Source organism: Collinsella sp. LCP21S3_A9 (assembly GCF_052118785.1).
GTDB lineage: Bacteria > Actinomycetota > Coriobacteriia > Coriobacteriales > Coriobacteriaceae > Collinsella.
The window spans coordinates 131,704-154,127 of sequence record NZ_JBQKGN010000001.1 but is presented as its reverse complement, the minus strand read 5'-3'; the positions used below and the strand labels follow the sequence as shown (position 1 = coordinate 154,127).

At 62.5% G+C, this 22,424-nt stretch carries 16 protein-coding genes; 12 read left to right on the top strand and 4 right to left on the bottom strand.

From position 1 onward, the window contains the following. Positions 1-147: 147 nt before the first annotated feature. From nadA to ACTQ05_RS00635, 4 genes are read left to right on the top strand one after another with little or no spacing between them, the layout of a single operon-like run. Positions 148-1,173 carry a quinolinate synthase NadA gene (gene nadA / locus ACTQ05_RS00650; RefSeq protein WP_441015368.1) on the top strand — a complete coding sequence of 342 codons (1,026 nt, stop codon included), beginning with the start codon at positions 148-150 and terminating at the stop codon, positions 1,171-1,173. 56 nt (positions 1,174-1,229) lie between these two features. Next, complete coding sequence (locus ACTQ05_RS00645) at positions 1,230-2,606, top strand: L-aspartate oxidase (RefSeq protein WP_441537704.1); 1,377 nt, start codon at positions 1,230-1,232, stop codon at positions 2,604-2,606. Positions 2,607-2,609: 3 nt separating this feature from the next. Beyond that, positions 2,610-3,470: a carboxylating nicotinate-nucleotide diphosphorylase gene (gene nadC / locus ACTQ05_RS00640; RefSeq protein WP_427719300.1), complete on the top strand. Its 861-nt coding sequence runs from the start codon at positions 2,610-2,612 to the stop codon at positions 3,468-3,470. Continuing rightward, the gene (locus ACTQ05_RS00635; RefSeq protein WP_441537703.1) at positions 3,470-4,015 is read left to right on the top strand and encodes a transcription repressor NadR; all 546 of its coding nucleotides are present in this window, start codon (positions 3,470-3,472) and stop codon (positions 4,013-4,015) included. The genes nadC and ACTQ05_RS00635 overlap by 1 nt, the downstream gene beginning before the upstream one ends. Before the next feature lie 237 nt (positions 4,016-4,252). On the opposite strand, the gene ACTQ05_RS00630 is transcribed toward ACTQ05_RS00635, so the two are convergent. Further along, positions 4,253-4,504 carry an indolepyruvate ferredoxin oxidoreductase subunit alpha gene (locus tag ACTQ05_RS00630; protein ID WP_158564522.1) on the bottom strand — a complete coding sequence of 84 codons (252 nt, stop codon included), beginning with the start codon at positions 4,502-4,504 and terminating at the stop codon, positions 4,253-4,255. Between the two features lie 590 nt (positions 4,505-5,094). Between ACTQ05_RS00630 and dnaK the strand changes: the two genes are divergently transcribed. From dnaK to ACTQ05_RS00595, 7 genes are all read left to right on the top strand, one after another. After that, the gene (gene dnaK / locus ACTQ05_RS00625) at positions 5,095-6,987 is read left to right on the top strand and encodes a molecular chaperone DnaK (RefSeq protein ID WP_154518137.1); all 1,893 of its coding nucleotides are present in this window, start codon (positions 5,095-5,097) and stop codon (positions 6,985-6,987) included. Between the two features lie 2 nt (positions 6,988-6,989). Beyond that, on the top strand, positions 6,990-7,832 hold the full coding sequence (locus tag ACTQ05_RS00620; protein ID WP_441537702.1) for a nucleotide exchange factor GrpE: 843 nt from the start codon (positions 6,990-6,992) through the stop codon (positions 7,830-7,832). A 107-nt stretch (positions 7,833-7,939) separates the two neighbouring features. Beyond that, positions 7,940-8,905, top strand: coding sequence for a DnaJ C-terminal domain-containing protein (locus tag ACTQ05_RS00615; RefSeq protein WP_154518131.1), 966 nt, complete (start codon positions 7,940-7,942; stop codon positions 8,903-8,905). A 72-nt stretch (positions 8,906-8,977) separates the two neighbouring features. After that, positions 8,978-9,394: a heat shock protein transcriptional repressor HspR gene (locus tag ACTQ05_RS00610; RefSeq protein WP_427719306.1), complete on the top strand. Its 417-nt coding sequence runs from the start codon at positions 8,978-8,980 to the stop codon at positions 9,392-9,394. Positions 9,395-9,929: 535 nt separating this feature from the next. After that, entirely contained in the window at positions 9,930-12,230 is a 2,301-nt protein-coding gene (locus tag ACTQ05_RS00605; protein WP_441537701.1) for a hydratase, read from the top strand. Positions 12,231-12,846: 616 nt separating this feature from the next. Then, entirely contained in the window at positions 12,847-15,474 is a 2,628-nt protein-coding gene (gene clpB, locus ACTQ05_RS00600) for an ATP-dependent chaperone ClpB (RefSeq protein WP_441537700.1), read from the top strand. A 133-nt stretch (positions 15,475-15,607) separates the two neighbouring features. Then, entirely contained in the window at positions 15,608-15,811 is a 204-nt protein-coding gene (locus ACTQ05_RS00595) for a hypothetical protein (RefSeq protein ID WP_441537699.1), read from the top strand. Between the two features lie 132 nt (positions 15,812-15,943). Here ACTQ05_RS00595 and ACTQ05_RS00590 read toward each other — a convergent pair whose 3' ends face one another. The 3 genes from ACTQ05_RS00590 to ACTQ05_RS00580 all read right to left on the bottom strand — a co-directional run bounded on the left by ACTQ05_RS00590 (position 15,944) and on the right by ACTQ05_RS00580 (position 19,396). After that, a complete protein-coding gene (locus ACTQ05_RS00590; protein WP_441537698.1) occupies positions 15,944-17,431 on the bottom strand; it encodes a hypothetical protein in 1,488 nt (495 codons plus the stop codon). Between the two features lie 232 nt (positions 17,432-17,663). After that, entirely contained in the window at positions 17,664-18,671 is a 1,008-nt protein-coding gene (locus ACTQ05_RS00585; protein WP_154518417.1) for a DUF5692 family protein, read from the bottom strand. 62 nt (positions 18,672-18,733) lie between these two features. Beyond that, on the bottom strand, positions 18,734-19,396 hold the full coding sequence (locus ACTQ05_RS00580; protein ID WP_427727359.1) for a TetR/AcrR family transcriptional regulator: 663 nt from the start codon (positions 19,394-19,396) through the stop codon (positions 18,734-18,736). A gap of 189 nt (positions 19,397-19,585) precedes the next feature. Here ACTQ05_RS00580 and ACTQ05_RS00575 point away from each other — a divergent pair, with 189 nt between their 5' ends. Next, positions 19,586-22,363, top strand: coding sequence for an FAD-dependent oxidoreductase (locus ACTQ05_RS00575; protein WP_441537697.1), 2,778 nt, complete (start codon positions 19,586-19,588; stop codon positions 22,361-22,363). The last annotated feature ends 61 nt before the right edge of the window (positions 22,364-22,424 follow it).

The following is a 22,424-nucleotide window of genomic DNA, read 5'->3' as shown; positions in this document are numbered from 1 at the left end:
TGTCCTCAGCTTGCCAGTTCGAAAATGGACCCGCCCCAAGATTGAATCCTTATTCCAACTTTACACCTGGCTTTACAGCTGTCTTGTCAGCTGTAAAGCCAGGTGTCATACTAAAGCCCCAAGATTCGCCAAAAGAGAGGGGCCTTGATGGCACAGAGCGCGAACATGGATGCATCGGAGCTTGCACGCGATATCGCGGCCGGCCTGGCATCGGCAACGACGGCAACGGAGCGCGCGGCACTGGTGCCCGCAGAGCTCGTCGAGGCCATTCATCAGCTAAAAACCCAACGTGACGCAGTGATCCTGGCGCACTATTATGTGGCGCCCGAGGTTCAGGCTGTGGCCGATTTCGTCGGCGACAGCTTCTACCTGGCAAAGCTTGCCAAGAGCCTGCCGCAGCAGACTATCGTGCTGTGCGGCGTGGAGTTTATGGGCGAGAGCGCCAAGCTGCTCAACCCCACCAAGACCGTGCTGCTGCCCGATCCGGGCGCGGACTGTCCCATGGCGCACATGGTCAAGCACGAGACGGTCGACGCAGCGCGCGCCGAATATGGCGACGACCTGGCCGTGGTGTGTTACGTCAACTCGACGGTCGAGATCAAGAGCTGGAGTGACGTGTGCGTTACCAGCTCTAACGCCGTCAAGATCGTCTCCGAGCTGCCGCAGCAGCACATCTTGTTCATTCCCGACCAGAACCTGGGCCGCTTTGTGGCCGAGCAGGTGCCCCAAAAGCACGTCATCCTCAACAACGGCTACTGCCCGCGCCATCACATCATCACCGTCGAGCAGATCGTCGACGCGCAGGAGGCGCACCCCGACGCGCTCGTGCTGGCGCACCCCGAGTGCAAGGCCGACGTCCTGGCCGAGGCCGACTACATCGGCTCCACTGCCGGCATCATCAAGTATGCCGAGGAGTCGGACGCGAGCGAGTTTATCATCGTGACGGTCCGCGGCGTGCTCTACGAGCTCGAGCGGCGTTGCCAGGGCACCGGCAAGAAGTTCTACTTCCCCGCGGTGCAGCCCACCTGCGTCAACATGGATCTCATCACGCTCGAAAAGCTCGTGCGCTGCCTGGAGACGGGCGAGGGCGAGGTGCAGATTGGCGTGTCGGATGAGGCCGCCGACCAGGCCAAGCTCACGCTCGACCGCATGCTCGAATACGCGGCGCGCTAGAACGATGTGACATGAGGGACCATCCCTTATGCCACATTGCAAGGGAGAGGATTCCTGTGGAAACCAAACAATGCCCCGACATGGAGTGCGACGTCGTCATTGCCGGTTGCGGCGTGGCGGGCCTATACGCGGCCCTCAATCTGCCGACGAGCACGCGCGTGATCATGCTCTCCAAGGGCACTGTCGACGAGTGCGATTCGATGCTCGCGCAGGGCGGTATCTGCGTGCTTCCCGAAGGCTCTGACTACGACGCCTTCTTTGAGGACACCATGCACGCCGGCCACTACGATAACCGCCGCGAGAGCGTCGACATCATGATCCGCTCGAGCCGCTCGGTCATCAACGACCTGCTGGCCATGGGCGTGGACTTTGAGCGCAAGGCCGACGGCAGCCTCGACTTTACCCGCGAGGGTGCGCACAGTCGCCCGCGCATCGCCTTCCATGCCGACATTACGGGCAAGGAGATCACGACCAAGCTCCTCCAGGCCGTTCGCAAGCTGGATAACGTGCAGATTTTGGAGCACGTGGCCATGACCGACATTCTGGCGGGCGAGCGTGATGGCGCCACGGCGTGCCTCGGCGTCGTCGCCGTTCCCGTGGACGAGGACAACTCGGTTCGCCCCGCCGACGAGCTGGCAAATGCCGCCGAGGGCGTGCATGCCGGCGAGCCGTTTAAGATCCATGCCCGCCACACGCTGTGGGCTACAGGCGGTATCGGCGGCGTGTACGACCACTCGACCAACTACCCGCAGCTCACCGGCGATGCCTGCTACATTGCCCAGGAGCATGGCATTAAGATGGAGCACCTGGACTACGTGCAGATTCACCCCACGGGACTGTTCTCGCCGCAGCCGGGCCGCACCTTCCTGATCAGCGAGAGCTGCCGCGGCGAGGGCGCGATTTTGCTCAACGCCGCCGGCGAGCGTTTTACCGATGAGCTTCAGCCGCGCGATGTGGTCGCTGCCGCTATTCGCGAGCAGATGAAGCAGGATGGTACCGAGCACGAGTGGCTGAGCTTTGCCCCCGTTGAGCGCGACGTGGTGACCGGACACTTTGCCAACATTCGCGCACGCTGCCTGGAGGACGGCCGCGACATCTTGGACGAGCCCATTCCCGTCACACCCACGCAGCACTACTTTATGGGCGGCGTGTGGGTCGACAAGGACGGCCGCACCTCGATGCCCGAGCTCTACGCCGCCGGCGAGACGGCCTGCAACGGCGTTCACGGCAAGAACCGCCTTGCATCAAACAGCCTGCTCGAGGCGCTGGTCTGGGGTCGTCGCGCCGCGTGGCACATGCGTACCGGCGAGTCGCTCGCCGTGGAGCAGGCGGGCGAGCCCGCGCTCGATGGCCGTCATCGCGCCCTGAGCGCCGACACCCTGGCAATCGATGATTTGGCCCGTGCCGCCGGCACGCAGGCCGTGGAGGAGTAGACCATGAACCCCATTACCATGAAGCTCGTCGTCGATGATCTGATTCTGCAGGCTCTGCGCGAGGACATTACGTTTGAGGACGTGAGCACGGCGAGCGTGTGCCCCACGGCGCGTCCCGCCACGGTGGAGCTCATCGCCAAGGCCGATGGCATCATCGCGGGCCTGGATGTGTTCGCTCGCACCTTTGAGCTGCTGGATTCGCAGAGCTCGGTGCTGTTTGACGTTGCCGATGGCGACGAGGTGCACGCCGGCGACCATGTGGGCCAGGTACGCGGCGATGCGCGCGTGCTGCTTTCGGGCGAGCGCGTGGCGCTCAACTACCTGCAGCGCATGAGCGGTATCGCTACCTATACGCACCAGATGGCTGCGGCGCTCGAGGGCACCAAGACCGTGCTCGTCGACACGCGCAAGACCACGCCGGGTATGCGCGTCTTCGAGAAGGCCGCGGTCGAGATCGGCGGCGGCAGCAACCACCGCTACAACCTGTCGACGGCCGTCATGCTCAAGGACAACCACATCGATGCCGCCGGCGGCGTGACGCGTGCGATCGAGATGGCGCGCGCCCATGCATCGTTTACCGCGACGGTCGAGATCGAGTGCGAGAACCTGGACATGGTGCGCGAGGCCGTGGAGGCCGGCGCCGACATCATCATGCTCGACAACATGACCCACGATGACATGGCTGCCGCGATTGAGCTTATTGCCGGTCGCGCCAAGACCGAGTGTTCGGGCAACGTGGATGCCAGCAATATCCGTGCGCTTGCCGACCTGGGCGTTGACTTTATTAGCTCGGGGGCGTTGACGCACTCTGCGCCGATTCTCGACCTCTCGCTTAAGCACCTGCGTCTGCTGGACGGTAAATAATGGACGCCCGCGAGCGTCGCCGTGCCATCATGGGCGTGCTCGAACGAGCCAAAGACCCCGTCTCCGGCAGTACGCTTGCTCGCGAGGTGGGTGTGAGCCGCCAGGTTGTCGTGCAAGACATCGCCCTGCTGCGCGCCGATGGGCACGATATCGTGGCGACCAATCGCGGCTACGTGCTGCAGGAGGCCCCCAGCAGCCCCGCCGTGCCCACGCGCCTGGTCAAGGTTCGCCATAGCGTGGAGCAGGCAGGCGATGAGCTCACGAGTATCGTCGACGCCGGAGGCGCCGTGCTCAACGTGATCGTCAACCACCGCGTGTACGGTAAAATCACGGCCGACCTGGACATCCGCAATCGTCGCGATGTTGAGCGCTACCTGCACGATATCGAGAGCGGCAAGAGCTTTCCACTACTAACGGTGACGAGCGGCTATCACTTCCATCGCATCGCGGCAGAGGATGAGCAAACCCTCGACGAGATCGAGGCTATGCTCAAGGAGAGGGGCTATCTGGCAGACCTGATGCCCTACGAAGACGATCTATCGTAGCCGACGCTGCAAACGCCCCTAAGCGGCAATCTGACGTTCAATCGTCGGTCGCGTACAAAAGTACGCTTCCCTTCTCTTTCACGTCACCTTGCTCGCTTAGGGGCGTTTTCGCTGACTTATGCTCAACCTGCGACGGTGCCAAATTAGCTATCCGCACAAAAAAGAGGCCTCTGCGGCGATGCGGAGGCCTCCTTTTTTGTGCACGGTGTACTCGTGAGTGTGCAAGTGGGGGAGTTGTTACTCCTCGACGATCTCGGTGATCGCGCCGGCGGGGCAAGCGTCCTGGCAAGCGCCACAGGCGACGCAGGAGTCCTCGTCAGCAACGGTAGCGACGTCCTGGAGCTCCAGAACGCCAGCGGGGCAGGAGTCGACGCAAACGCCACAAGCGATGCACTCGTCGGCATCAATTACGGGATGAGCCATGGTAGTTTCCTCTCTGTTGACCGACGCTACAGGCGATGCGCGCCGGTTTGATTCGGGCAAAAACATACCACGTGAGCGACCGTTTGCAATACCCTCTGGCCGGCATCTTCATACCATTCGCCGAGTATGCCACGGCTTACTAAGAAACGCACAGGTGAGGCTGGTGAGCTGTGCAGATGTTAGCTAAAGGTGACTCGAATTATTGAGCAATTGAGTGGGCTTTCGGAAAGCGCATCCCGTTATCTGGTCGAAAAACGGGTCACAGTTTCCGGTTGGGCCCGCTAGCGGAAACTGCGACCCGGTATCAGCTCTCAAAACGGGATATGGTTTCCGGTTGAGCCTTCAGACGGAAACTACGACCCGGAATCCACACTCAAACCGGGACGAGCTTTCCGTAAAGCAGCCCCAGGCACCCCCGGCCCAAACCTCAGCCATCTCTACATAGATCTCGATAGATTTGCCGAGAACTCAATCAGCGCATCTACCTGCGCATTCGAGAACCTAAACTCTAAGTGATAAGAAATCTTATATGAATTGACTTAGATTTTGTATATTCCGGTCCATAAGGGGATACACTACATCCTGAAAGACAAACCGAAAGACCGCTTGGCAGACCGCCGAGTCGGTGCAAACGCACAAGAGAGAGGGAATTTCTAATGGGCAAGATTCTTGGTATCGACCTTGGTACTACTAACTCCGCAATGGCCGTTCTCGAGGGCGGTTCTCCGACCATCATCGTGAACGCCGAGGGCGACCGCACCACCCCGTCTGTCGTGGGCTTCCGTGCCGACGGCGACCGCGTCGTGGGCAAGGCCGCTAAGAACCAGGCGGTCACCAACCCCAAGAACACCGTGTTCTCCATCAAGCGCTTCATGGGCCGCAAGTACTCCGAGTGCACCTCCGAGCTCAAGACAGTGCCGTATGAGGTCAAGGAGGGCCAGGGTGGCCGTGCCGTCGTCGACATCGAGGGCAAGGAATACACCGCCGAGCAGGTGAGCGCCATGACGCTCGCAAAGATGAAGGCCGACGCCGAGAAGTATCTGGGCGAGACCGTCACCGACGCCGTCATCACCGTCCCGGCCTACTTCAACGACGCCCAGCGCCAGGCCACCAAGGACGCCGGTAAGATCGCCGGCCTCAACGTTAAGCGTATCGTCAACGAGCCGACCGCTGCCGCTTTGGCCTATGGCCTGGACAAGCAGGGCTCCGACCAGCGCATCCTGGTCTTCGACCTGGGCGGCGGTACCTTCGACGTCTCCATCCTCGACCTCGCCGACGGCGTGTTTGAGGTTCTGTCCACCTCGGGCGACAACCACCTGGGCGGCGACGACTGGGATCAGCGCGTCATCGACTGGATGGCCGATAAGTTCCAGCAGGAGAACGGTGTCGACTTGCGTCAGGACCCCATGGCCCTGCAGCGTCTGAAGGAGGCCGCCGAGAACGCCAAGAAGGAGCTCTCCGCCGCCCAGCAGTCCACTATCAACCTGCCGTTCATCACTATGAACCAGTCCGGCCCGCTGCACCTCAACTACACGCTGACCCGCGCCGAGTTCGAGAAGATCACCCGCGACCTGCTCGAGCGCTGCAAGCAGCCTGTCACCAACGCCCTGCGCGACGCTAACCTTAAGCTCTCCGATCTGACCGAGGTCATCCTCGTCGGCGGCTCCACCCGTATGCCCGCCGTCCAGGAGCTCGTCAAGACCATGACCGGCAAGCAGCCCAACATGTCCGTGAACCCCGACGAGGTCGTTGCCGACGGCGCTGCCGTCCAGGGCGGCGTGCTCACCGGCGACGTCGAGGGCATCCTGCTGCTCGACGTTACCCCGCTGTCGCTGGGCGTCGAGACCATGGGCGGCATCATGACCAAGATGATCGACCGCAACACCACGATTCCGACCTCCAAGACCGAGGTCTACTCCACCGCTGCCGACAACCAGACCAGCGTCGAGATCAACGTGCTCCAGGGCGAGCGCGAACTTGCCCGCGACAACAAGTCGCTCGGTAAGTTCCAGCTGACCGGTATCCCGGCTGCCCGCCGCGGCGTGCCGCAGATCGAGGTCACCTTCGACATCGACGCCAACGGCATCGTCAAGGTCTCCGCTAAGGACAAGGGCACCGGCAAGGAGCAGCAGATCACCATCTCCGGCTCCACCGCTCTGTCCGACGAAGAAGTCGATCGTATGGTCAAGGACGCCGAGGCTCATGCCGAGGAGGACAAGAAGCAGAAGGAAGAGGTCGAGGTCCGCAACCAGACCGACAGCCTGTGCTACTCCACCGAGCAGACCCTCAACGAGCTGGGCGACAAGGTTTCCGCCGACGTGAAGTCCAAGGCCGAGGCCGCTATCGCCGATGCCAAGAAGGCGCTCGAGGGCTCTGACGTCGAGGCCATCAAGGCCGCCGGCGAGTCCCTGCAGTCCGTGGCCTACGAGCTGGCTCAGGTTGTCTACGCCGACGCCCAGCAGCAGACCGACGGTGCCGCCGGCGCCCAGCCTGCCGACGATGACGTCGTCGACGCTGACTACGAGGTTGTGGACGACGAGGACAAGTAATCATGTCCGCCCGTAAAGCTCGCACGGAGGCGGCTGCCGTTGGAGCCGCCCCCGTTGACTCTGAGGAGAAGGACGTGAAGATTCCCGTAGAGGCCGTCGACGATACCGAGGCCAACGAGGCCGAGGCCGCCGAGGCTGTCGAGAACCAGGTAGAGGATTCCAACAAGGAGGCGACGATGACCGAGGACGAGATGGTGGAAGCCGCTATCCGCGCCGGTGAGGAAGCCGCCGACAACGACTTTAAGCTCAAGTTCGAGCAGGCCCAGAAGGAGCTTGCCGACGTGCGCAATGAGCTCGATGCTGCGACAGAGGCTCAGAAGGCTGCCGAGGACAAGGCGAAGGACGCCACCGAGCGCACCGCCCGTCTGCAGGCCGACTGGGAGAACTTCCGTCGCCGCACCGCCAGCGAGCGTATCGCCGAGCGTGAGCGCGCGACCGAGAAGCTTGTCACTGCGCTGCTGCCGGTGGTCGACGATATCGAGCGCGCGATCGACCATGCCCGCAGCCAAGAGCTTGCCGACGACTTTAAGCAGTTCGTCGACGGCGTCGACGCGGTGCATGCCAAGCTACTCGATGTGTTTGCGCACGAGGGCGTTGAGCCCATCGACCCCAAGGGCGAGGCGTTCGATCCGCTCGAGCACCAGGCTGTGGGTCGCGTCGAGGACTCGTCGCAGTACGACGAGACCGTCAACGACGTGTACCAGAAGGGCTACCGCATGGCGGACCGCATCCTGCGTTCCGCGATGGTGACGGTGACCTACGGTGGCGAAAAGCGCCCCGCACCGGAGCCCGAAGCGGCGCCCGAGGATGCTGCGGCCGATACGGCCGAGAGCGCCGAGGAGTAATTGAGAAGGGCCCCGGGGCAACACCCGGGGCCCTTTCTGGCCTAGTGCCATATGAAAGCATGAACCGCCGCCCGCTGGGCGACGGATAAAACAGGAGAGGAGCTACGATGGCTGCAGGCAAAACCTTCTATGACATCCTGGGCGTATCCAAGAGCGCCTCCGACAAAGAGATCAAGAGCGCGTTTCGCAAGCTCGCGCAAAAATATCACCCTGACGCCGGCGGCGACGAGGCCAAGTTCAAGGAGATCAGCGAGGCCTACGAGACGCTTTCGGACGAGAAGAAGCGCAAAGAGTACGACCAGATGCTCATGTTTGGCGGCATGCCGGGCGCAGGCGGCGCGTATGGCGGCGGCTACGGTGCCGGCGCGGGTGCCAGCGGCTGGGGCGACATCTTCGACAGCATCTTTAGCGGCAACGGCGCCTGGGGCAGCGATTGGGGCTCGGGCTTTGCCGGGGCTGCGGGCGCTGCCGGTGCCGGCGCGGGTCGCAGCCGCGCTCGCAAGGGCGGCGACCTGTCGCTGACCGTCGATGTGACGGCCGAGGACGCGTTTCGCGGCGTGACGCACAAGGTCACCTATCGCATTCCCTCGACAGGCGAGCAGCAGACCATTACGGTCTCGGTGCCCGCGGGCGCGGTCGACGGCGGCAAGCTACGCTACAAGCGTCGCGGCGAGTATGGCGTCGCCGGTGGCGAGCGCGGCGACCTGGTCGTGACCACGCATGTGGAGGAGCACCCGCTGTTTAAGCGCAAAGGCGCCGACGTGACCATGGAGGTACCGGTCTCGGTCTACGAGGCGGCGCTCGGCTGCACGGTGGACGTGCCCACGCCCGGCGGTGCGACGGTCCGTTTGAAAGTGCCTGCGGGTACCCAGACGGGCAAGAAGTTCCGCTTTAAGGAGATGGGGGCGCCCGACGTTAAGCACCGTGGCCGTACGGGCGCGCTGCTCGTCGAGATCAAGGTACAGGTTCCCACGAACCTATCCGATGACGAGCGCGATGCCATGACCAAGCTGCGCGAGGCCGACACGCGCGACTACCGCGAGAAGGTCAACCGTTACAAGGCGACGTTCTAGGGCGGTCGCGGTGCACGCCCACGCCTGCGGGCTTATGATGGACGATAACGAGACGGAAAGGGGTCAGGTAGCATGGCCGAGGACAATAGGAACAAACCGCTGTACATGATCAGCGTGGCGGCCGAGCTGACCGGCATGCATCCGCAGACTCTGCGCGTCTACGAGTCCAAGGGCCTGGTGAACCCCCAGCGCTCGGGCGGCAACACGCGCCTGTATTCGCGTGCCGATATCGAGCGCCTGGAGCTCATCAACCAGCTGACCGACGAGGGCATCAACCTTGCCGGCGTGGTGCGCATCCTCGATATGAAGGAGCGTGCCGAGGAGCGCGAGCGCGAGAACGAAAAGCTCCGCGCCCGCATGCGCCAGCTCGAGGACGAGCTGCACGAGTACAAGATGCAGAAGAAGATCACCTCCCTGGCCCCGCGCGATGGCTCGGTTAATCCCGAACAGGTCATGCGCAAGCTGCTGGGCGCCGGCGGGGATCTCTAGGTTCCGCCGTTCTAACGAACGGCGGACCGGTCGACGCTGCGCGCCGCCCAGGGCGACAATTTGTCATTCAAAAGGCAAGGCATGACCAGAAGGTCTATGCCTTGCCTTTTTCATGCCAACTTGTTCGCTCTGGACGTCGCTCGCTGTCCGTCCTCTACCTGCGGCGTTGCCATGGTCCGGATGCGGCACTTGGGGACGTTCCTCACTTTGGAAATGCGGCCCGCTCGCTGTCCATCCTCTACCTGCGGCGTTGCCTTGTTCCGGATGCGGTAGTCGTTGGTAGTCATTGGGACCCGCTCGCTGTCGTTGCCAAAGCAGCGGCGTTGTTATGGGTAGTCATTGGGGACGTTCTTAAATGACTAGTCGAAAGGGACGCTCTTGCACCAAATCTGCTGACCCACATCGGGCTCGTCCTGTACTTTACCGAGATAAAGTGAACGTGCAGATTCGTAACCCATTCGCAACCGTTCTATGGCACGATATTGAACGAATGCATGCTATGCGCCCAAATCTTTTGGGCAGAGTGGGAGACAGTATGGTCAAGCTGTACGAGGACGGCATCTACCTGCGCGGCGGCAGCGAGGTTGTGCCTGCGGCCGAGGCTGCCGAGCGCGGTATTACGCAGACGCCCGAGGATGCCAAGCGCGGCACCATCGCGTATTCGATCCTCCAGGCACACAATACGTCCGGCGACCCCGAGGCGCTCAAGATTCGCTTCGATGCCATGGCGAGCCACGACATCACCTTTGTCGGCATCATCCAGACGGCGCGCGCCTCGGGCATGGAGCAGTTCCCGCTGCCCTACGTGCTTACCAACTGCCATAACTCGCTGTGCGCCGTGGGCGGCACCATCAACGAGGACGACCACGTCTTTGGCCTTTCCGCGGCCAAAAAGTACGGCGGCATCTTCGTTCCGCCGCACATCGCCGTCATCCACTCCTTTATGCGCGAGAACTTCGCCGGTTGCGGCAAGATGATCCTGGGCTCCGACTCGCACACCCGCTATGGCGCCCTGGGCACCATGGCCGTGGGCGAGGGCGGCGGCGAGCTGGCAAAGCAGTTGCTGCGCGACACCTACGACGTTGCCTATCCCGGCGTCGTCGCTATCTACCTCACGGGCGCCCCGCGTCCCGGCGTCGGCCCGCACGACGTGGCGCTCGCCATCATCCGTGCCGTCTTTGCCAAGGGCTATGTCAAGAACAAGGTCATGGAGTTTGTGGGCCCCGGCATCGCGAGCATGACGACCGATTACCGCAACGGCGTCGACGTCATGACCACCGAGACCACCTGCCTGTCGAGCATCTGGGCCACCGACGAGGACACGCACGCGTTTTTGGCCATGCACGGTCGCGGCGACGACTACCGCGAGCTCAAGCCCGCCGATGTCGCCTACTACGACGGTTGCGTCGAGGTCGATCTGTCGAGCATCAAGCCCATGATCGCGCTGCCATTCCATCCTTCCAACGGCTTTGAGATCGAGGAGCTCAACGAGAACCTCGAGGACATCCTGCATGAGGTGGAGCTCGAGGCCGCCAAGATCGGCGAGGGCAAGACGCACTTTAGCCTGCTCGACAAGATCGTCGACGGCAAGCTGCATGTGCAACAGGGCGTTATCGCCGGCTGCTCGGGCGGCAACTACGACTCCGTGGTCCAGGCTGCCCGCGTGCTCAAGGGTGCCAATACCGGCTGCGGCGAGTTCTCGCTGTCGGTCTATCCCACGAGCCAGCCCGTGGCGCTCGAACTTACGCGCCGTGGCTATATCTACGACCTTATGGAGGCCGGCGCGATCGTGCGCACGGCGTTCTGCGGTCCGTGCTTTGGCGCCGGCGACACGCCTGCCAACAACGGCCTGTCCATCCGCCACACCACGCGCAACTTCCCCAACCGCGAGGGTTCCAAGCCGGGCAATGGTCAGCTGAGCGCCGTGGCCCTAATGGACGCTCGCTCCATTGCGGCGACGGCCGCCAACGGCGGCGTCCTGACGCCGGCGACCGACCTGCCCGAGGAGACTTGGGACGAGGCCTGCGAGTACACCTTTGACGACGCGCCGTATAAAAAGCGCGTGTACTGGGGCTTTGGCAAGGCCGAGCCTGCCGACGAGCTGGTCGAAGGACCCAACATCAAGCCATGGCCCGCGATGGAGCCTCTCGGCGACGATATCCTGCTCAAGGTGTGCTCCAAGATCATGGACCCGGTCACCACGACCGACGAGCTCATTCCCTCGGGCGAGACGAGCTCCTTCCGCTCCAATCCGCTGGGCCTGGCAGAGTTTACGCTCAGCCGCCGCGATCCGGCCTACGTGGGCCGCTCCAAGGAGGTCGACGCGGTGGAGAAGCGCCGCGTTGCCGGCGAGGCCGCGGGCGACTTGGCCGCGCTCGATGCCGAGCTTGCCGGCGTGTTTGAGGCGCTGGCCGGCGCCGGCGTCGTGGCCGATGCCAAGGCGACCGAGTACGGCTCCATGCTCTATGCCAAGAAGCCCGGTGACGGTTCTGCCCGCGAGCAGGCCGCGAGCTGCCAGCGCGTGATTGGCGGTCTGGCCAACATCGTCCACGAGTACGCCACCAAGCGTTATCGCTCCAATGTGATGAACTGGGGCATGGTGCCCTTCCAGATGGAGGCCGAGCCCAACTTTGAGGTGGGCGACTACGTCTTCGTGCCGGGTATCCGCGCTGCGCTCGACGGCGACCTAAAGGACATCGCCGCCTACGTGGTGCGCGCCGATGGTGCGGTCGAGCAGATTGAGCTCTACATTGCCGATATGACGGCTGAGGAGCGTGCCATCGTCAAGGCCGGCTGCCTGATCAACTACAACAAGTTCAAGGCCGCTGCCGAGTAACGTTGCTGTACGCCCCGGACACACCTTTCCCTCGTGCTCACGCGCTTCGCGAGGGTCGCCCGAGGGAAAGGTGTGTCCGGGGCTACCGCGACGTTCTCGTTGGGTCTTGAGGGACGCTAATAAATAGACTTGCTTGATGCCGCCTCTGTTAATGGGGCGGCTTCTTTTTTGTCGAGAACCGCCACAAAGGGGACAGGCACCTTTGTGGCGGTTCTCGGTTTTTCTCGACCTGTAACATCTTGGCCGCTAAAAGTGGGCCTGGTGTTACAGATTTAGATTTTCGATTCGGGTGTCTTCTGTTCGTCTCGATTTGTAACAGATAGAGCTCTATTTGCCGAGTAGATGTTACAGATTGAGACAAACGGGTGCCGCTGGTCATTTCATCTTGATTTATAACATCTGGAGCCATAAACAGCCGCTAGATGTTACAGATTGAGATAGTAAGGGGACGAGACCGCAGCGGGTGAGCGTGCCTGCCCCCTATCTCTTAATCACTCAGAAAATCTTATATATAGAGACTTAGATTTGTGTATAAGATCGTACAAAGCTGGCAACAATACTTCTCGGACAACGTGAAGCCGCCCCGTAGGGCGGCCGCCCCAAGAGAGGTGATTCCATGAGAATCGATAAGCTAGCAATGACGTCGCGCGAGGCGTTGCAGACCGCCATGAGCACGGCTGCCGACGCACAGGCCGGCGCGGTGGAGCCGATTCACCTGCTGTCCGCCCTGCTCGGTGCCGGCGAGCGCAATATCTCCGTGATTATCGAGCGCATCGGCGCCGACCCAGCCCAGCTTGCACACTCCACGCAAGATGCCATCGACCGCGCACCCAAGGTTTCGGGCGAGGGCCAGCAGATGGGCCTGTCCAACGAGCTCGTTCGCGTCATCGAGAAGGCCGAGAAGAAGGCCACCAAGATGGGCGACAGCTTTGTAGTGACCGAGCATCTGCTGATGGCGCTTGCCGAGGACAAAGGTGAGGCGGGCCGCGTGCTGCGCGACGCCGGCGTTACCAAGGAGCGTATCGAGCAGGTCTACGAGGAGCTGCGCGGCGATGACCGCGTGACGTCCGCCGAGGACAAGACACAGTTTGAGGCACTGGAGCAGTACGGCCGCAACATCTGCGACCTGGCCCGTGCCGGCAAGCTCGATCCGGTTATCGGCCGTACCGACGAGATCCGTCGTACTATCCAGGTCCTGTCCCGTCGCACCAAGAACAACCCTGTGCTCATCGGCGAGCCGGGTGTCGGTAAAACGGCCATCGTCGAGGGCATCGCCCAGCGTATCGTGGCCGGCGACGTGCCGAGCACGCTGCGCGACCGCGACCTCATCGAGCTCGACATGAGCGCGCTGGTCGCCGGTGCCAAGTACCGCGGCGAGTTCGAGGACCGCTTGAAAGCCGTGCTCAAGGAAGTGCAGAAGTCCGAAGGCAAGGTCATCCTGTTCATCGATGAGCTCCACACCATTGTGGGCGCGGGTGCCACCGAGGGCTCCATGGACGCCGGCAACATCCTCAAGCCTGCGCTCGCCCGTGGCGACCTGCACGCGATCGGCGCGACCACGCTTGACGAGTACCGCAAGTACATCGAGAAGGACGCGGCGCTCGCGCGCCGTTTCCAGACTGTGATGGTCTCCGAGCCTACCGTCGAGGACACCATCTCGATTCTGCGTGGCCTCAAGGAGAAGTACGAGATCTTCCACGGCGTGCACATTACCGATAGCGCGCTCGTGGCCGCCGCCGACCTCTCCGATCGTTACATCGCCGACCGCTTCCTGCCCGACAAGGCCATCGACCTGGTCGATGAGGCGGCAAGCCGCCTGCGCATGGAGCTCGACAGCATGCCGGTCGAGATCGACGCCACCACGCGTCAGCTCACCCAGCTGCAGATCGAGGAGCAGGCGCTCATGAAGGAGACCGACGACGCCTCCAAGGAGCGTCTGGAGACCCTGCGCCAGGAAATCGCCGAGGTCCAGGAAAAGCTCAACGTGCAAAAGGCCGGCTGGCTCAACCAAAAGAACGCCATCGACCATGTGCAGGAGCTCAAGGGCCAGCTCGATGAGGCCAAGAGCGAAGAGGAACGTGCGACGCGCAACGGAGACTTGGGCCGTGCGTCCGAGCTGCGTTACTCCGTGATTCCGGGTCTGCAGCAGCAGATTCAGGATTCCGAGGCCGCGCTCGAGGCACAAAAGCAGCAGGACGGTGAAGGCCTCAACGAGCAGGTGACCTCCGACGAGATCGCCGAGGTCGTGAGCGCCTGGACCGGTGTGCCCGTCTCCAAGATGATGCAGGGTGAGCTCGACAAGCTGAAGGGCTTGGAAGGCGAGCTGCATAAGCGCGTCATCGGCCAGGATGAGGCCGTCTCCGCCGTCGCCGCGGCCGTGCGCCGCAGCCGTGCGGGCCTCTCCGATCCGGACAAGCCCATCGGCAGCTTCTTCTTCCTGGGCCCCACCGGTGTGGGCAAGACCGAACTCGCCAAGGCGCTGGCCGAGTGCCTGTTCGATGACGAGCGCGCGCTCGTGCGTATCGACATGTCCGAGTACATGGAGAAGTTCAGCGTTCAGCGTCTGATCGGTGCGCCCCCGGGATACGTGGGCTACGACGAGGGCGGGCAGCTCACCGAGGCCGTGCGCCGTCGCCCGTACTCCGTGATCTTGCTCGACGAGATGGAGAAGGCCCATCCGGATGTCTTCAACGTGCTGTTGCAGGTACTTGACGACGGCCGTCTGACCGACGGTCAGGGTCGTCAGGTGTCCTTCAAGAACACGATCATCATCATGACGTCCAACGTGGGCTCCAAGGCTATCGCCGATCTTTCGGGCAAGGACGAGGAGGAGATGCGCCATCAGATCGACGCGGCCATGGCTCAGACTTTCCGCCCTGAGTTCCTCAACCGTATCGACGATATCGTGGTGTTCCATCCGCTCGGCATGGCGCAGATCGAAAAGATCGTCGATATTCAGCTCGCCGACGTCCGCGCACGTCTGGCCAAGGAGCGCATGACGCTTGCCATCACCCCGGCGGCCAAGCAGATGCTCGCCGTGGGCGGTCTGGACCCGGTCTTTGGTGCCCGTCCGCTCAAGCGTCTGGTGCAGCGCGAGGTCGTGGACGCTATCGCCGCCGCTATCATCGACGGTACGGTGCGCGAGGGTGATCAGGTGACGGTTGACGTCGACAAGGACGGTGCCTTTACCGTCGTGTGCGATAACACGCCGTCTGCCACCTACGAGGTGCCTGACGCCGAGTAGATTGTTGGGCCATGCCTTAAAATCTACTTTTTGAGCCAAACGCCAAGGGCGGTGGATCCAATTGGGTCCGCCGCCCTTTTTCGTGCGACAATCGATGATGTTGAACATGAGTACATGGCAAGGAGCTACGCAGATGAAAGACGAGAACGAGACGAACGCACCGGCGCCTGAGTCAGCGCCCGCCGCGCCGGTCGCACCGAAGGCTGCTCCCAAACCCGCACCCAAGCCGCGCGACCCCTACATCCGTGCCGAGAACGAGGACGACGACGGCTACGATCCCTACAGCGATCGCCGCCCCGAGCGCGAGCCGATGTTCGAAGCCGATCCGTGGCGCTAACTCCTGCAGGGTAGCTAATTTGGGACGGGGCTTTTTTAGCTGCCCCGGCTGGTAATGTGCCGGTTTAGTCGATTAACGGTCGGGGCAGCTAAAAAAGCCCCGTCCCAAATTAGCTACCCTCGCTGCGGCCGGCTAGTCTTGGGCCTTGATGCTTGGCATCAGAATCTGAGCGAGGTAGTCGGTCTCGAGTTTGGTGGCGGCGTCTGCCTTGCCGTCTTTGCCGACCAGTACGTTCTTGATCTGGCTATAGGTATAGCGGTTGCCGGTTGTAAGCTCGACAAGATCGATGGCCGTGTCCATGGGGTAGGTCGACACGGGGTCTTGCGTGCGCCCGTTGATGGTCTGGGGCACCACATACGGATAGACGGGGCCGCTGGCGTAGACCGTGTAGCCGTTGCCAAGGCTTGCCGCACCCAAAACCGTATCGCCCTTATCGGGTGTAAAGCTCTCGCCGTCGCGCACTGCGACAAGCGTCACGATCGGTGTATTGCTGTCGCTGGCAAGATAGATGCACAGCGTATTGCCGTTTTGCCAAGTCGCGACTTTGCCGTACCACTCAACGGGAATATCGAGCTGATACAGGTTCGTTGCCTTATGCCGAGCATCGGCGTCGCGGGCCGCCTGCGCCTCGCGGGAACTCATGGCATTGACGGCGGCGTCACGGCGCGCGGTTGCCGCCTGCTGGAGCACCTTTGCGACCGCGGCAGAGCTCGCGCCACCCTCCTCGGCGTACTTGGCCGCGGCATCGATCTGGTCGTCGGTCACCGTGTCTGCCGAAGGTACCTTAAGCTTAAAGGATGCCTGAGCGCTCAGGTCCTGCCCGTCGCTCTTTACGCTAACCTGCGCCTTGGTGGCCGGCACGGTGTAAATGGTACCGTCAGCTGCGATGGGGGACCCAGCGATGGAGAGCGTATAGTCGCCAGGCAGCAGCTTAATACCGCGACCGTGCTCATCAACATAGAGCGTCTCGCTCACGGAGGAGCCGTCAGAGTCTTGCCCGCTCACCTGCATGGGAATCTTGGAGCCGGTGGAGCAGTCGAGCCCTGCGGCATGTACGCCAATCTGCACCGACATCATGGTGTGGGCGTTGACGGCAGCGACGGCGGCCTGTTCTTGTTGGTATCCGTTCCAAGCGGCATAGCCCGCGCCGCCGGCAACGAGCGCGGCGGCAACGACGCCGGCAACCATCAAATTGCGTCGCTTGGGCGACATCTTGTGATGGCGAGCCTCGGCTTCGCGTGCCGAGGGAACGGACGGCAGGGGCATATCGCCCATGGCGATGGTCTCGTCGACGGCCGGCGCAGAACCCAGGCCAGGAAGCTCGCGGGTGAGCGAGTCATCGGCAGGCAAGCTGCCAAGCAGGGCGGTCTCTTCTCCCGAGGCGGATTCCGACTGGACGTCGTCCTTGCTATCGTCCTCTTCGGCTTCGGCCTCGTCAGAAGCGTCTTTGGCGTCGCTGCCTTCGCCCTCAGTGCCTTCGCACACCTCGTCCTGCGCGTCGACGGCCAAATCGCTCAACGAGAGCTCGTCTAGAGCAATCCGGTCAAGGCTCTCCAGGGCCTCGGCACATGCTTCCGCATCCTGGGCCGCATCCTCGCGGCCACGTGTCTCATCGCTCATATATCCCCCAATGCAATATCGGCTCAACACTGTACCCAAAAATGGAGTCATATAAAGCGCATGCGAAATATAAGATCCGATTTAACCCGAGCGTATCGTTCAGCCGCATCCTCGCGGCAGCAAAAGGCCCCCGGAACGCGAACGAATCACATTCCGGGGGCTCTGCAGTGCGTTGAGTTGCGCGGAGCCGGCTATGCCGCTTCGTGCTCAAGCGATGTTTGCGTCAGGCGCGTTACTCGGCGTGCGCGTAATCAACCTTGGCGCGACGGGCAGTGGCCTTCTCCCAATCGCTGGTGCCCTCAAAGACATCCTGCTTGTAGGGGTTGCGGCCGAGCTTCTTGGCACGGTAGGCGACGTAGATGATCGCGGCGATGTTGGCGACCAGCGCGACGATCGAGACCGCGGTGGCGGCGCCGGGGTCGAGCGTGGAGTGCGTCACAAAGATGGACTCCTCCTGGAAGTAGGGGAACACCTGGGCAAACATGCACCAAATGGCCAGCGTAAAGGCGCGGTTCTGGATCCAGCCGCCCTTGTTCCAGATAAAGGCGGCGACGGTGGGCGCCAGCAGCAGCGCAAAGCCGCAGAACCAGGAGTGGGTGGGCAGGCAGTTGTAGGTGTAGCAGAAGTTCCAGATATCGTAGGCGATGATGTAGACCCAGGTCATGTCGGGCCACAGCATGTCGGTCTTGTCCTCGGAGGCGTAGACGCTCCACCAACCGGTCATACAGAAGATGTTGATGATACCCGCGATGCCGTTGAACACGTTGTTCCAGCCGGCCAGCTGCGTAGCACCTTCGGAGGTGACCCAGGTGGACTCGCCCAGGACAAAGAAGTGATAGGCGCTCTCAAAGTCGGACACGACGGCGATCAAGATGTTGATGGCGACGATCACAAACGGCCATGCGCGGAACCAATGCGCCTTGCCGATCTTGCCCCACTGGTACTTAATGGCAATGAAGCCCCAGCAGCCGGCCAGCGCCGCGTATACCTTGGCGTAATGGAACCAGCTGTTCTGGTATACATGGGTGGGGTTGGTGAGCGCCCACTCGGCACCCTGCGAAACGCCGACGGCGATGGCGATGCAGTAGATGGTCATGGCCAGCGGAGCCACGCCAAAGATGATGGCCGCGCCGAGCTTGGTACGGCGGCCGACCTCGTTGAGTACGATCAAGCCGATAAAGACCATCGCCCAGCCGGCCCAGTGGATAAGGGTATCGCTACCCCAAACATCGAACAGCATGCTGCTCTCCTTTCATACGCCCGCGGCCCCTCTTCCGTCGCGGGCAGTTTGGCCAAATGTCATCAGTTCCTGGGCTTGCGCTCGGAATACTTGGCGGTGTAGCCCTCGATGTGGAGTGTCGAGGCGATAATCTCCTTAACCGTCTCGTCGGGCACATCGGGGTGCGTGCGGATGTACATCAACAGTCCCATGATGAGGGTGTAAAACGTCTCGTAGACATGGTCGATGCGCAGGTCATGATGGGCGACAAAGTCCACCACGGTGGTGTCGCAGATGTATTGCGCCACGCGCTGGACCACGTTGTGCAGAAAGCCGCCGTAGAGCGCGCCGCTGCTCGAGGTGAGCGTGCTCGGCAGCTCGTGGCCGCTCACAACCAGGCGCTTAAAGAGCGGGGCGACGGTGTCGAGTGCGCCCTCGATATCACCGACGATGCGGCTGGCATTCCACTGCTCGAGCTCGGAGATAAAACCGTCGATTGCCTCGTCCATGACGGCGGTGACGGCAGCGTCCATGTCGACGAAGTAGTGGTAGAACAGCGAGCGCGTGCAGCCGGCTCGCTTGGTCACGGCCGAGACGGATAGATGGGACACGCCCAGCTCGGAGCTCACGGCGCGCACGGCGGCGAGAATCTCGCGACGGCGCTCGTCACCTGTCAGGCGCTTTGCCGCGCTGTCGGGCGTGGGGACGGCGTCGGCCACAGGGGTGCTCGCTGCGTTATCGCTCATGCGCTTGCTGCCTTTCATCCGTTTGGGCCCGACCGTTCGCCTAATAGTCTTGAATAGTGTTGACGGTTCGTCAATACTATTTTTGACATAATGTCAACAATGGCGGGTGAACGGCATGGGGGCATGCCCGGCCTGCAAAAAAGAGGGGCGCTGCGGCCTCGTCGGGCTGCGGCAAGAGAAGGGACAACCATGATTCTCAACGGACCGGGAATTAGCTACACCGAGCCCGACATCGGTTCGGAGTTCGTGCCGCCGCTGCCGGAGCATCCGCGCGAGGCCATTGTCAAGCTGTGCGAGCATTGCACCAACCGTCTGCTGCATCGCAACGAGCTGCTGGGCTACGAGTACTGGTCGTTTGCCGAGGCCGCAACCGACGAGCAGGCCGAAGTGCTCTGCAAGATGAAGATGCGCCGTCCCTATACGCTGCCCGAGATGGCCAAGCTCACCGGCATGCCCGAGGCCCAGATCGAGAAGATGCTCGACGACATGAGCTACACGGGTCTGCTCGAGTACAACTGGGAAAATCCCGAGCGCGCCAAGCAGTGGGTGCTGCCCATGCTGGTACCGGGTTCCGCCGAGTTCCTCAACATGCGCGTGAACCAGCTCGAGGAGCATCCGGTCTATGCCAAGTTCTTTGAGCAGGCGTCCAAGGGGCCGCTGTCCAAAGCCACGCCGATGGTGCCGCCCGGAGGCGCCGGCATCGGCATGCACGTCATTCCGGTCGAGAAGGCTATCGATGCTTCGAGCACCTCGGTGCCGATCGAGCATATCGAGCATTGGCTCGACAAATACGAGGGCAAATATGCCGCCAGCACCTGCAGCTGCCGCGCGAGCCGTCGTGTGATGGGCGAGGGCTGCGCCGACGACCCCGCCGACTGGTGCATTGCCGTGGGCGATATGGCCGACTATGTGGTTGAGACCGACCGCGGCCATTATGTGACGCGTGAGGAGGTCTATGACATCTTGCGCCAGGCCGAGGACAACGGCTTTGTGCACCAGATCACCAATATCGACGGCGAGAACAAGATCTTCGCCATCTGCAACTGCAACGTCAACGTGTGCTACGCCCTGCGCACCTCGCAGCTGTTCAACACGCCCAACCTGTCGCGCTCGGCCTATGTCGCCAAGGTCGAGAAGGACAAGTGCGTGGCCTGCGGTCGCTGCGTTGAGGTGTGCCCGGCCGGTGCCGTCAAGCTCGGCCAGAAGCTCTGCAGCAAAAAGGCCGGCGGACAGGTGCCCGAGTATCCGCGCCAGGAGCTGCCCGATGCCACCAAGTGGGACCACACCAAGTGGTCGCCCAACTACCGCAACGACAACCGCATCGAGACACACGATTCCGGCACCGCGCCCTGCAAGACGGCCTGCCCCGCGCACATTGCCGTTCAGGGCTATCTGAAGCTCGCGGCGCAGGGCCGCTATGACGAGGCGCTAGCGCTCATCAAGCGCGAGAACCCGCTGCCCGCTATCTGCGGCCGTGTGTGCAATCGCCGCTGCGAGGATGCCTGCACTCGCGGTCGCGTGGACGAGGCCGTGGCCATCGACGAGGTCAAGAAGTTTATCGCCCAGCGCGATCTGGATGCCGCGACCCGCTATGTCCCACCTGTGGTGACCCCGACGCGTGCCGGCGGCTTCGACCAGAAGATCGCCATCATCGGTGCCGGTCCGGCCGGCCTGTCCTGCGCTTTCTACCTGGCCGAGAAGGGCTACAAGCCCGTCGTGTTCGAGAAGAATGAGCGCCCGGGTGGCATGCTCACCTATGGCATTCCCAGCTTTAAGCTGCAGAAGGATGTTATCGAGGCCGAGGTCGAGGTCATTCGCCTGATGGGCGCCGAGTTCCGCTATGGCGTGGAGGTCGGTCGCGATGTGACGCTCGACGAGCTGCGCGAGCAGGGCTTTAAGGCCTTTTATGTTGCCATTGGCTGCCAGGGCGGCCGCCTCGCCGGTATTCCGGGCGAGGATGCCGAGGACGTGACCGTGGCCGTCGACTTTTTGCGCAAGGTCAACAGTGGCAAGATCGACGCGCTGTCCGGCCGCACCATCGTGGTGGGCGGCGGCAACGTGGCTATCGACGTCGCGCGCAACGCCTGCCGTCTGGGTTCCGAGCACGTTGAGATATTCTGCCTGGAGAGCGAGGCCCAGATGCCCGCCAGCGAGGAGGAGCGTCGCGAGGCCGTTGAGGACGGCGCCCACATCAGCTGCGGCTGGGGCCCCAAGGAGGTCCATCTGGACGAGGCCGGTCGTGTGTGCGGTATCACCTTCAAGCGCTGCACGCGTGTCTTTGACGACGAGGGCCGTTTTGCGCCCGAGTACGACGAGAACGACCTGCGTCGTGTCGACGCCGACCGCGTGGTCATGTCGATCGGTCAGTCCATCGTGTGGGGCGACCTGCTGGCTGGCTCCAAGGTGGAGCTTGGCCGTGGCCAGGGTGCCCTTGCCGATCCTCAGACCTACCAGACCGCCGAGCCCGACATCTTTGTGGGCGGCGACGTCTACACCGGTCCGAGCTTTGCCATCAACGCCATCGCTGCCGGTCACGAGGCCGCCGTGTCCATCCACCGCTTTGTGCAACCGGGCTCCACGCTCACCATCGGCCGCAACCAGCGCCGCTACATCGCGCTCGATCGCGACGATGTCGTGATCGAGAGCTACGATAACGCGAGCCGCGAGGTGGCACATGTCGACCGCGAGCGCGAGAAGGCCGCGCCCTTTAGCGAGTACGTCGAGACCTTTACCGAGGAGCAGGTACGCGCCGAGACCGCCCGCTGCCTGGGTTGCGGTGCCTCGATCGTCGACCCCAACAAGTGTATCGGCTGCGGTCTGTGCACCACCAAGTGCGCGTTCGACGCCATCCATCTGGATCGCGACCGCCCCGAGTGCTCCACGATGGTTAAATACGAGCAAAAGCTCCCCAGCTTGGGCAAGTACGCGCTCAAGCGTGCCATCAAGATCAAATTCGGGAAGAAGTAATGAGGTTCCGCCGTTCTAACGAACGGCGGCACTGCCGACGCTGCGCGGCGCCCAGATACCC